Source organism: Streptomyces sp. NPDC055287, from assembly GCF_053646035.1.
The window spans coordinates 110209-121592 of the sequence record NZ_JBSHNE010000001.1 but is presented as its reverse complement, the minus strand read 5'-3'; the positions used below and the strand labels follow the sequence as shown (position 1 = coordinate 121592).

Annotated in this window: 8 protein-coding genes and 1 riboswitch; of the genes, 3 read left to right on the top strand and 5 right to left on the bottom strand. The window is 71.2% G+C overall.

What is annotated here, in order from left to right; all coding sequences use genetic code 11:
• Positions 1–192: 192 nt before the first annotated feature.
• From ACWIHY_RS00495 to ACWIHY_RS00480, 4 genes are all read right to left on the bottom strand, one after another.
• Positions 193–900: a GntR family transcriptional regulator gene (locus tag ACWIHY_RS00495; protein WP_454373336.1), complete on the bottom strand. Its 708-nt coding sequence runs from the start codon at positions 898–900 to the stop codon at positions 193–195.
• 176 nt (positions 901–1076) lie between these two features.
• Positions 1077–1895, bottom strand: coding sequence for a M23 family metallopeptidase (locus tag ACWIHY_RS00490; protein ID WP_454373335.1), 819 nt, complete (start codon positions 1893–1895; stop codon positions 1077–1079).
• Between the two features lie 12 nt (positions 1896–1907).
• A riboswitch (cyclic di-AMP (ydaO/yuaA leader) is annotated at positions 1908–2075 on the bottom strand.
• Between the two features lie 223 nt (positions 2076–2298).
• Complete coding sequence (locus ACWIHY_RS00485) at positions 2299–3666, bottom strand: M16 family metallopeptidase (RefSeq protein ID WP_454373840.1); 1368 nt, start codon at positions 3664–3666, stop codon at positions 2299–2301.
• 20 nt (positions 3667–3686) lie between these two features.
• Entirely contained in the window at positions 3687–5054 is a 1368-nt protein-coding gene (locus tag ACWIHY_RS00480) for a M16 family metallopeptidase (protein ID WP_454373839.1), read from the bottom strand.
• 214 nt (positions 5055–5268) lie between these two features.
• Here ACWIHY_RS00480 and ACWIHY_RS00475 point away from each other — a divergent pair, with 214 nt between their 5' ends.
• Positions 5269–7722 carry a DNA gyrase/topoisomerase IV subunit A gene (locus tag ACWIHY_RS00475; RefSeq protein ID WP_454373334.1) on the top strand — a complete coding sequence of 818 codons (2454 nt, stop codon included), beginning with the start codon at positions 5269–5271 and terminating at the stop codon, positions 7720–7722.
• On the opposite strand, the gene ACWIHY_RS00470 is transcribed toward ACWIHY_RS00475, so the two are convergent.
• A complete protein-coding gene (locus ACWIHY_RS00470; RefSeq protein ID WP_454373333.1) occupies positions 7719–8846 on the bottom strand; it encodes a CobW family GTP-binding protein in 1128 nt (375 codons plus the stop codon). The genes ACWIHY_RS00475 and ACWIHY_RS00470 overlap by 4 nt on opposite strands.
• 140 nt (positions 8847–8986) lie before the next feature.
• Here ACWIHY_RS00470 and ACWIHY_RS00465 point away from each other — a divergent pair, with 140 nt between their 5' ends.
• Positions 8987–10693, top strand: a complete 1707-nt coding sequence (locus ACWIHY_RS00465; protein ID WP_454373332.1) for a sensor histidine kinase — start codon at positions 8987–8989, stop codon at positions 10691–10693.
• A complete protein-coding gene (locus ACWIHY_RS00460) occupies positions 10690–11370 on the top strand; it encodes a DUF7342 family protein (RefSeq protein ID WP_454373331.1) in 681 nt (226 codons plus the stop codon). Before ACWIHY_RS00465 ends, ACWIHY_RS00460 begins: the two co-directional genes overlap by 4 nt.
• Positions 11371–11384: the final 14 nt, after the last annotated feature.

Below are 11384 nucleotides of genomic sequence, written 5' to 3'. Positions count from 1 at the left end.
TGTGTCTGTCCTTCTTCCCCCCTCCCTTCCCACCACCCTGGGGGTCTATTACCCGGTCTGCCCCGGGGGCCCCCGCACGGCGGGCCCCCACGGCTCCTTTTTGTTTATGCGAAGCCGTACGACAACAAACGCGAATGCGGGCAGCAGAAATAAGCCCCCACTCATTCGCCCTCTTTGTATACGGCGCCGCTGTTAATGGCGGCCACTCACGATGTTTACGGGATGTTGCGAAGTCCTCACGCGTTCCTGACCGCGCTCCCGCCCGCGCTCCGGGGCGGGACGCCGCAACCGGTGTGCGGCCACCGCCCGTTCGGCGTGCAGGGCCGTCAGCGCGCGGGCCCGCTCGGCGTCGCCGCGCGCCACGGCGTCGACGATCGCGCCGTGTTCGGCCCAGGACTCGGCGGGGCGGGCGGGCTGCTCGACGGCGTACATCCACGCGATCTTGTGCCGGAGCTGAGTGAGCAGGGCCGTGAGGCCGGGGCTGCCCGACGCCTGGGCGAGCGTCTCGTGGAACCAGCTGCCCAGCGAGCGCAGATCCTCGCCCTCCCCCCGGCGGGCCCGCTCCTGGCCGAGCCTGACCAGGCCGCGCAGCACCTTCAGGTGGGCCTCGGTGCGCCGCTGGGCGGCGCGGGCCGCGCCCAGCGGCTCGAGCAGCGTCCGCACCTCCAGCAGGTCGGCGGCCTCCTGCTCGGTGGGCTCGGCCACGCAGGCGCCCGCGTGCCGGCGGGTGGTGACGAACCCCTCGGACTCCAGCGTGCGCAGGGCCTCGCGCACCGGGACGCGCGAGACACCGTAACGGCGCGCCAGCAGCTCCTCGGTGAGCCTGCTGCCCCGCGCGAACACACCGGACACGATGTCGTCACGGATTGCCGTGCATACCGATTGCGCGGGAATGCGCATGACCGAACCTCCGCCTTAATCCCCGCGAAACGCGGTTGATCGACGCCTGTTCGGTGACTCTATTGCAGCGGTCCCGGATTTCCGACGGGGGCTTTAATTCATGGACTGCTTTTGGACACGCCAGACATGCGGAAGGCCCCGGCGGGTGAGCCGGGGCCTTCCGTACGACCGAGCGGTCAGACGTTCACACCGTGCGCGCGCAGGTACGCGACCGGGTCCATGTCCGAGCCGTACTCGGGGGTCGTGCGGGCCTCGAAGTGCAGGTGCGGGCCCGTCGAGTTGCCGGTCGAGCCCGAGAGGCCTATCTGCTGGCCGGAGGCGACGGTCTGGCCGACGGAGACACCGATGGACGACAGGTGGCCGTACTGCGTGTACGTGCCGTCGTTCATCCGGATGACGATGTTGTTGCCGTACGCCCCGCCCCAGCCGGCCTCGACGACGGTGCCCCCGGCGACGGAGACGACGGAACTGCCGGACGCGGCGCGGAAGTCGACGCCGGAGTGGCTGCCGGAGGACCAGAGGTTGCCGCCGGTCTTGTAGCCGGTGGTGACGACGGAGCCGGCGACCGGGAGGGTGTAGCCGTTGAGACGCTTGCGCTCGGCCTCGCGGGCGGCGCGCTCCTTGGCGGCGCGCTCCTCACGCTCCTTCTTGGCCCGCGCCTGGGCCTCGGCCTTGGCCTTGGCCTCCGCCTTGCGCTTGGCTTCGGCCTTCTTCAGAGCCGCCTTGCGCTCGGCCTCGGCCTTGTCGGCGGCGTGCTGCTGCTGCTCGGCCTGGGCGGCGATCTGGTCGGCGAGGGAATCGCCGATGACGATGGCCTGGGTCAGGCCGGTGTCCTGGACGGCCTGGGCCGCTTCGCCGCCGGCGGCGAGGGCCGGAGAGGCCAGGCCTCCGATGACGCCGGTCGTCGCGAGTGCGGCGACGCCGGCCATGTTCGCGCTCTTGCGCGTCAGGCGGCTCGGACGACGGTGCTTCCCGGTGGCACGGGTGAACGCCATGGAGTGGCTGATCCTTTCCTTCCTTCTCGCCTACCGGGTTAGCTGACGGGTTCGGAGCAGGAAGGTCTCCTACGGACCCCTCCGTACGTACGCACAGAGGACGTCCGATTCACCCCAGGGACTGATTGGGTCCCCGGCTCCCCAGGCTCGCGCCTGACGGGGACTCGGCGATGACTGTCCGGTGCCACGGATGCGGCTCACTGCTGACGGACAGCCGGACAGACGCTAAACGGGACATCTTTTAATCACCAAACAGACACGGGGTTTTGTAACGCACCCCACAGGCCAGACAGGCAACCACCACAACAAATCGGACATAAGAGAAGGACCCCGACAGCCTTCCGGTTGCCGGGGTCCCTCTATCTCCCGCTTTGAGGGGAGTTGTTCGGCCGGTTCGGACGGCTCAGCCGCTGACCACCGTCACCTCGCCGATGCCGAGCGCCCTGACGGGCTCCTCGATCTGCGACGCGTCCCCGACGAGGACCGTGACCAGCCGGTCCTCAGGGAAGGCGCTGACGACCGCCGCGGTGGCCTCCACGGTGCCCGTCTCGGCGAGGCGGGCGTACATCTGGGCCTGGAAGTCGTCCGGCAGGTGCTGCTCGACCTGGTCGGCGAGCGTGCCGGCGACGGCCGCGGCCGTCTCGTACTTGAGCGGCGCGACACCCACCAGGTTCTGTACGGCGACATCCCGCTCGGCGTCGGTGAGGCCCTCGGCCGCCAGGGTGCGCAGCACCTTCCAGAGGTCTTCGAGCGCCGGGCCCGTGGACTCCGTGTCCACCGAGCCGCTGATCGCCAGCATGGACGCGCCCGAGCCGTCGGGAGCGGAGCGCAGCACCTGGCCGAAGGCGCGCACGCCGTACGTGTAGCCCTTCTCCTCGCGCAGGACGCGGTCCAGGCGGGAGGTGAGCGTGCCGCCCAGGCAGTACGTGCCGAGGACCTGGGCCGGCCAGACCCGGTCGTGGCGGTCGGGGCCGATCCGGCCGATGAGCAGCTGGGTCTGGACCGCGCCGGGGCGGTCCACGATGACCACACGGCCCGTGTCGTCGGCGGTGACCGGCGGTACCGGGCGCGATGCGGCGGTGTCGCCCTTCCACGCGCCCAGCGTGTCGGCCAGGATCGCGTCCAGGTCGGTGCCCTCGAGGTCTCCGACGACCACCGCGGTGGCGGTCGCGGGACGCACGTGGGCCACGTAGAAGGCCCGCACCGCGCCGGAGTCGATCTGCTGCACCGTCTCCTCGGTGCCCTGGCGCGGCCGCGACATGCGGGAGGCCGCCGGGAACAGCTCCTTGGAGAGCTGCTTGGCCGCGCGGCGGGACGGGTTGGCCGTCTCGTGCGGGATCTCGTCGAGCCGGTTGGCCACCAGGCGCTCGATCTCGCTGTCCGCGAACGCGGGCGCGCGCAGCGCGTCCGCGAGCAGGCCGAGCGCCTTGGGCAGCCTGGAGACGGGGACCTCCAGGGAGACCCGGACGCCCGGATGGTCGGCGTACGCGTCGAGCGTGGCGCCGCATCGCTCCAGCTCGGCGGCGAACTCCTCGGCGGAGTGCTTGTCGGTGCCCTCCGAGAAGGCCCGCGCCATGATCGTCGCGACGCCGTCGAGACCGGCCGGCTCGGCCTCCAGGGGGGCGGCGAGGAACACCTCGACCGCCACGACCTGCTGGCCGGGACGGTGGCAGCGCAGCACGGTCAGGCCGTTGGGCAGGGCGCCGCGCTCGGGGGCGGGGAACGCCCACGGCGTGGGGGTGCCGGCCTGCGGCTGCGGGTGGAACTTCATTCTCACGGCTGCGGTGTCGGTCACTTGTCCGCCCCTTCCTGGTCAGCGGTCTCACCGGCGGCGGTGTCGTCGGCTGCGTCGGCCGCGTGGGTCGGCTCGTAGACGAGGACCGCGCGGTTGTCCGGGCGCAGCCGGGCCTTGGCGGCCGCCTGGACCTCCTCCGCCGTGATGTCCAGGACGCGCCCGACGGCGGTCAGTGCGAGCTGCGGGTCGCCGAACAGGACGGCGTACCGGCACAGTTCGTCGGCACGGCCCGCGACCGTACCGAGCCGGTCGAGCCACTCGCGCTCCAACTGGGCCTGCGCGCGCTCCATCTCCTCGGGCGTGGGTCCCTCGGCGGCGAAGCGGGCCAGCTCCTCGTCGACGGCGCGCTCGATGTCGGGCACCTCGACGCCGGCCGACGTCTTGACGTCCAGCCAGCCGAGCGAGGGCGCGCCGGACAGGCGCAGCAGCCCGAAGCCTGCGGCGACGGCCGTACGGTCGCGGCGGACCAGGCGGTTGTGCAGCCGGGAGGACTCGCCGCCGCCGAGGACGGTGAGAGCCAGATCGGCGGCGTCGGCCTCGCGGGTGCCGTCGTGCGGCAGCCGGTAGGCGGCCATCAGCGCGCGGGCCGGGACCTCTTCGTGGATCTCCTCGCGCAGCTCCTGCCCGATGATGTCGGGCAGCGTGCCGTCGCGCGGCGGCTGCTTGCCGTCGTGGGACGGGATGGAGCCGAAGTACTGCTCGATCCAGGCGAGGGTCTGCTGCGGGTCGATGTCGCCGACGACCGAGATCACCGCGTTGTTCGGCGCGTAGTACGTACGGAAGAAGGCGCGCGCGTCCTCGAGGGTCGCGGCGTCCAGGTCGGCCATCGAGCCGATCGGCGTGTGGTGGTACGGGTGGCCCTCGGGGTAGGACAGTGCGGTCAGCTTCTCGAAGGCGGTACCGTACGGCACGTTGTCGTACCGCTGGCGGCGCTCGTTCTTGACGACGTCACGCTGGTTCTCCATGGACTCCTCGTCGAGCGCGGAGAGCAGCGAGCCCATCCGGTCGGCTTCCAGCCACAGAGCCAGCTCCACCTGGTGGGCGGGCATCGTCTCGAAGTAGTTGGTGCGCTCGAAGCTGGTCGTGCCGTTGAGCGAACCGCCCGCACCCTGCACCAGCTCGAAGTGACCGTTGCCCTTGACCTGCGCCGAGCCCTGGAACATCAGGTGCTCGAAAAGGTGAGCAAGGCCGGTACGGCCCTTGACCTCGTGGCGCGAACCTACGTCGTACCAGAGGCAGACCGCGGCGACCGGGGTCAGGTGGTCCTCGGAGAGCACCACGCGCAGGCCATTGGCCAGCCGGTGCTCTGTCGCTGTCAGGCCGCCGGAACCGGCCTGCGCTGTGGCCGTGTGACCCATGGGCATGTACGTCCCTTCGATCGCGATATGGAGAAGTCCTGCCACTGTATGCAAGCTCACGGACGCCTGGCGAAGTTCCCGGCCCGTGTACGCCCTCAGGGAACGCCCGAGCAGGCGCAACGGACGGGTCGAGGTCGGCGTTGTCAGTGCGCCGGTCCACAATGGTCGGCATCACACCCAAGAACTCGCCCTACAGAACCGCGAAGGAGCCGCAGCCGCGATGGCCCGCCGCAGCACGAAGACCCCGCCGCCGGACGATGCGTTCGAGGAGAAGATCCTCGATGTCGACGTCGTCGACGAAATGCAGGGCTCCTTCCTCGAGTACGCGTACTCGGTGATCTACTCGCGAGCGCTGCCCGACGCCCGCGACGGCATGAAGCCGGTGCACCGACGCATCGTCTACCAGATGAACGAGATGGGGCTGCGGCCCGACCGCGGCTACGTGAAGTGCGCCCGCGTCGTCGGCGAGGTGATGGGCAAGCTGCACCCGCACGGCGACGCTTCGATCTACGACGCGCTCGTGCGCATGGCACAGCCCTTCTCGATGCGCCTGCCGCTCGTCGACGGCCACGGCAACTTCGGCTCCCTCGGCAACGACGACCCGCCGGCCGCCATGCGGTACACGGAATGCCGGATGGCCGACGCCACCTCGCTGATGACGGAGTCGATCGACGAGGACACCGTCGACTTCAACCCGAACTACGACGGGCAGGAGCGCGAGCCCGTCGCGCTTCCCGCGGCGTACCCGAACCTGCTGGTCAACGGCGCGTCCGGGATCGCCGTCGGCATGGCGACGAACATGCCGCCGCACAACCTGGGCGAGGTCGTCGCCGCCGCCCGGCACCTGATCAAGCACCCCGGCGCGGACCTCGAGACGCTGATGCGCTTCGTGCCGGGGCCGGACCTGCCGACCGGCGGCCGGATCGTCGGCCTCGGCGGGATCAAGGACGCGTACGAGAACGGCCGCGGCACCTTCAAGATCCGTTCGACGGCGACCGTGGAGAACGTGACGGCGCGCCGCAAGGGCCTCGTCGTCACCGAACTGCCCTTCACCGTCGGCCCGGAGAAGGTGATCGCCAAGATCAAGGACCTGGTCTCGTCCAAGAAGCTCCAGGGCATCGCGGACGTCAAGGACCTCACGGACCGCATGCACGGCCTGCGCCTGGTCATCGAGATCAAGAACGGGTTCGTCCCCGAGGCCGTCCTGGAGCAGCTCTACAAGTTGACGCCGATGGAGGAGACCTTCGGCATCAACAATGTGGCGCTGGTGGACGGCCAGCCGCTGACGCTGGGTCTCAAGGAGCTGCTGGAGGTCTATCTCGATCACCGCTTCGAGGTCGTACGCCGCCGCAGCGAGTTCCGCCGTACCAAGCGGCGCGACCGGCTGCACCTGGTCCTCGGTCTGCTGGTCGCGCTGCTCGACATCGACGAGGTCATCCGGCTCATCCGTTCCAGCGACAACTCGGCGCAGGCCAAGGAGCGGCTCATCGAGCACTTCTCCCTGAGCGAGATCCAGACGCAGTACATCCTGGACACGCCACTGCGCCGGCTCACCAAGTTCGACCGGATCGAGCTGGAGAGCGAGCGCGACCGGCTGACCGGCGAGATCGACGAGCTGACCGGGATCCTGGAGTCGGACACCGAGCTGCGCAAGCTGGTCTCGGCCGAACTGGCGGCGGTGGCGAAGAAGTTCGGCACCGACCGGCGCACCGTACTGCTGGAGTCCGGGAGTTCGCCCGTCGCCGCGGTGCCGCTGGAGGTCGCGGACGACCCCTGCCGGGTGCTGCTGTCGTCGACCGGCCTGCTGGCCCGCACGGCCAATGGCGAGCCCCTGGCCATGGACGACGCCCGGCGCACCAAGCACGACGTGATCGTCTCGGCCGTACCCGCCACGGCGCGCGGCGACGTGGGCGCGGTGACGTCGTCCGGCCGTCTGCTCCGTCTGGCGGTCATCGACCTGCCCCAGCTCCCCGGCACGGCCTCCGCACCCAACCTCTCGGGCGGGGCCCCGGTCACCGAGTTCCTGTCCCTGGAGCCGGACGAGTCGCTGATCTGTCTCACCACGCTCGACGAGGCCTCACCGGGACTCGCGCTCGGCACCGAGCAGGGCGTGGTCAAGCGGGTGGTCCCCGACTACCCGGCCAACAAGGACGAGCTGGAGGTCATCACCCTCAAGGACGGTGACCGGATCGTCGGCGGGGCCGAGCTGCGCTCCGGTGAGGAGGACCTGGTCTTCATCACGGACGACGCCCAGCTCCTGCGCTACCCGGCGGGGCAGGTCAGGCCGCAGGGCCGGGCCGCGGGCGGCATGGCGGGCATCAAGCTCGCCGAGGGCGCCAAGGTGATCTCCTTCACGGCGGTGGACCCGGCGGCGGACGCCGCGGTCTTCACGGTGGCCGGTACGGCCGGCACGCTGCTCGGCGACACGGAGACGTCGGCGAAGCTGACACCGTTCGACCAGTACCCGCGCAAGGGCCGGGCCACCGGCGGCGTGCGCTGCCAGCGGTTCCTCAAGGGCGAGGACATTCTCATCCTGGCCTGGGCGGGGGCCGCACCGGCCCGCGCGGCAGCGAAGAACGGCGCGCCGGTCGAGCTGCCGGAGCCGGACCCGCGCCGCGACGGCTCGGGCACCCCGCTGACCACGCCGGTGGCGGCGCTGGCGGGTCCGGTCTAGCCCTCGCCCCGTACGTACCGCAGGACGCCCCACATGCTGTGCTCGTAGGCAGCGGCGGGGGCGTCCTGCGGGCTGTCCAGCGGTACGTCCTGCGGGCCGTCCTGTGCGTCGTCCCGCGATCCCTCCCGCGTCCCGTCCGCCCGGCAGGCCGCGAGCTCCTTGGCCAGCGCCGCTCCGTCGGTGCCCGACCCGATCAGTACGAGCTGAGTGATCCGCTGCTCGTCGCGCCCCCACGGCTCGGGGTAGAAGCGGAGGAACCGGCCGACGGCATGCACCGCGTAGCGGTTACGGGCGTCGCCCGTGCCGAAGTCGACGTACCCCTTGATGCGGTAGAGCCCCTGCGGCCTGGTGTCGAGGAACTCCATGAGCCGTCGCGGGTCCATGGGCACCTCCGAGGTGAAGGAGACGCTCTCGTACGCCGCGTGCAGGTGATCCCCGTGGCAGTCGTGCGCGTCCGCGGCCTGCTCCTCGCCCCGCAGGTCGTCGAACGACAGCTGTCGTACCTTCTCCTCGGCGTCCGGCCGCGCCGCCGGGTCGAAGAGCAGCTCCGGATCGATCCGCCCGAACGCCGCGCGCACCACGGCCGTACCGCCGCTGAGGCCCCGGACGGTGCCGAGGACACGGGCGAGGTGCTCCTCCCCCACCCGGTCCGTCTTGTTCAGTACGACGAGGTCGGCGACGGCGAGGTGCCGGTCCAGCTCGGGGTGACGCTCTCGCGTCGCGTCGAACTCGACGGCGTCGACGACCTCGGCGAGCCCCCCGTACACGATGCGCTCGTTCTCGCTGGCCAGGATCATCCGGACCAGTTCCTGCGGCTCCGCGAGGCCGCTCGCCTCGATGACGATCACGTCGAGCCGGGCGGCGGGGCGGGTCAGCTTCTCCAGGTACTCGTCGAGCTCGCTCACATCGACCGCGCAGCACAGACACCCGTTGCCGAGCGAAACGGTGGAGTCCCCGAGCTGCCCGGCGACCGCCATGGCGTCGATCTCGATGGCCCCGAAGTCGTTCACGATCGCGCCGATCCTGGTGCCCCGGCTCCGCGCGAGGAGATGGTTGAGCAAGGTCGTCTTGCCGGACCCCAGGAAGCCCGCGAGGACGATGACCGGGATCTGCTTCTTGCTCACCAGGGGGCCTTTCTCTTGACGCGGGAAGGGGTCGCCCCAGGATATTGGCGACCTCGGCGCTCCGGACCGCCGTGGGAGCCGTACCGGGCCGGAGCGTGGGATTTCGGAAAGGTGTGCCCAGCGCTTTACCGTTCGTAGACATGAGCACCGCACCGACCACCTCCGGCAGACGGATCCGTCTGGGCTGGCCCCGGCGCGTCTTCTCGCAGGTGCTCCTCATGCAGCTGGCCATCGCCACCGGCGTCACCGTGCTGGCCACCGGCCTCTTCCTCGCCCCGCTCAGCGCCCAGCTCGACCAGGAGGCCATGCGGCGGGCGCTCGCGATCGCGCAGACCACCGCCGCACAGCCGCAGCTCGCCGACGCCGTGACCGGTTCGCGGCCGGCCGCGGCGGGACCCGTCCAGGCCGAGGCGGAGCGCATCAGGGTCTCGACCGGCGCCGAGTACGTCGTGATCATGGACGAGCGCGGCGTCCGCTGGTCCCACACCGACGCCCGCCAGATCGGCAAGGTCGTCTCCACCGACCCGAGCGAGGCGCTCGCCGGCCGGGAGGTCATGGAGATCGACGAGGGGACGCTCGGCCGCTCCGCCCGCGGCAAGGTCCCGCTGCGTGACGCCGACGGCGACATCGTCGGCGCGGTATCGGTCGGCATCGAGTACGACAGCGTCCGCGCCCGGCTGCTGGCGGCGATCCCCGGGCTGCTGGCGTACGCGGGCGGCGCTCTCGCCGTCGGCGCGGTGGCGGCGTATCTCATCTCCCGAAGACTCCAGCGGCAGACCCACGACCTGGCCTTCTCCGACATCTCCGCGCTGCTGGCCGAGCGCGAGGCGATGCTGCACGGCATCCGGGAAGGTGTCGTCGCGCTGGATGCCGGCGGCAGGATCCGGCTGATGAACGACGAGGCCCAGCGGCTGCTCGGCCTCGGCGCCGAGGCCACGGGGTGTCCGCTCGACGATGTGCTGGGCGAAGGACGTACGGCGGATGTACTGGCCGGGCGGGTGACCGGCGACGACCTGCTGACCGTGCGCGGCCATCGTGTCCTGGTCACCAACCGGATGCCGACGGACGACGGCGGCGCCGTGGCGACCCTGCGCGACCGCACCGAACTGGAGCGGCTAGGGCGCGAGCTGGACTCGACGCGTGGCCTGATCGACGCCCTCCGCGCCCAGGACCACGAGCACGCCAACCGGATGCATACGCTCCTGGGCCTGCTGGAGCTGGGCATGCACGAGGAGGCGGTGCAGTTCGTCACGGAGGTCGCGGGGGTGCACCGCGCCACCGCCGAGCAGATCACCGAGAAGATCCACGACCCGATGCTTGCCGCCCTGCTGGTCGGCAAGGCCACGGTCGCCGCCGAGCGCGGGGTCGCGTTGCGGCTGTCCGACGCGACGCTGCTGCCCGACCGGCTGGTGGACCCGCGTGGTCTGGTCACCGTCGTCGGCAACCTGGTGGACAACGCGCTGGACGCGTCGGCCGGCTCCCCGGACGCCGTGATCGAGGTCGAGCTGCGGGCGCGGGGGCGTACGGCCGTACTGCGCGTGACCGACAGCGGGCCCGGCGTCCCGGCAGAGCGGCGCGAACTGATCTTCACGGAGGGATGGTCGACCAAGGAGCTGCCGGCCCACGGCAAGCGGGGCCTCGGCCTCGCGATGGTGCGCAGGCTCGCGGAACGGCAGGGCGGCAGCGCCCGGGCCGGCGAGGGTGCGCAGCGCGGCGCCGAATTCACCGTCGTACTCCCGGAGGCGCTGACGGATGGCGGACTGGGCGATACGCGGCCGGTGGAGGCGGGCCTGGACGCGGCGGCGCCGGACACGGCGGCCCTGGACGCAGCAGGAGAGACGCGATGATCGACGTACTCGTGGTGGACGACGACGTCCGCGTCGCGGAGATCAACGCCGCGTACGTCGCCAAGGTCGCGGGCTTCCGCGTCGCCGGTCGGGCGCATTCCGCCGCCGACGCCCTGGCCCAGCTCCGCGCGCACCGCGTCGACCTGGTGCTCCTGGACCACTACTTGCCGGACGGGAACGGGCTCGCGCTCGTCCAGGAACTGCGCGCGCTCGGCCTCCAGACCGATGTGATCATGGTGACGGCGGCGCGCGACATCGGTACCGTGCAGGCGGCGATGCGCCAGGGAGCCCTCCAGTACCTGGTGAAGCCCTTCAACTTCGCCGGGCTGCGCACGAAGCTCGAGGCGTACGCCGCGCTGCGCCGGACCCTCGACGGGGGCGGCGAGGCGGAACAGGCCGAGGTGGACCGCATCTTCGGGGCGCTCTCCGTGACCGGTTCCCCCGACCTCCCGAAGGGGCACTCGCCGACCACGGCCGAGCTGGTCCGGCAGGTGCTGCTGGCAGCCGGAGGGCCGCTGTCCGCCCAGGAGATCGCGGAACGGGCGGGTATGAGCCGGCAGACCGCACAGCGCTATCTGAAGCTGCTGGAGCGGTCGGGGCGTGTACGGCTCAGCCTCAAGTACGGCGAGACGGGCCGCCCTGAGCACCGGTACGCCTGGACGGCGAGCAGCGGCTGAGCGCGGGGTCCGCC

Coding starts and splice junctions, on each gene's coding strand:
- ACWIHY_RS00495 (WP_454373336.1), bottom strand. CDS start 900: ATGCGCATTCCCGCGCAATCGGTATGCACGGCAATCCGTGACGACATC.
- ACWIHY_RS00490 (WP_454373335.1), bottom strand. CDS start 1,895: ATGGCGTTCACCCGTGCCACCGGGAAGCACCGTCGTCCGAGCCGCCTG.
- ACWIHY_RS00485 (WP_454373840.1), bottom strand. CDS start 3,666: ATGAAGTTCCACCCGCAGCCGCAGGCCGGCACCCCCACGCCGTGGGCG.
- ACWIHY_RS00480 (WP_454373839.1), bottom strand. CDS start 5,054: ATGCCCATGGGTCACACGGCCACAGCGCAGGCCGGTTCCGGCGGCCTG.
- ACWIHY_RS00475 (WP_454373334.1), top strand. CDS start 5,269: ATGGCCCGCCGCAGCACGAAGACCCCGCCGCCGGACGATGCGTTCGAG.
- ACWIHY_RS00465 (WP_454373332.1), top strand. CDS start 8,987: ATGAGCACCGCACCGACCACCTCCGGCAGACGGATCCGTCTGGGCTGG.
- ACWIHY_RS00460 (WP_454373331.1), top strand. CDS start 10,690: ATGATCGACGTACTCGTGGTGGACGACGACGTCCGCGTCGCGGAGATC.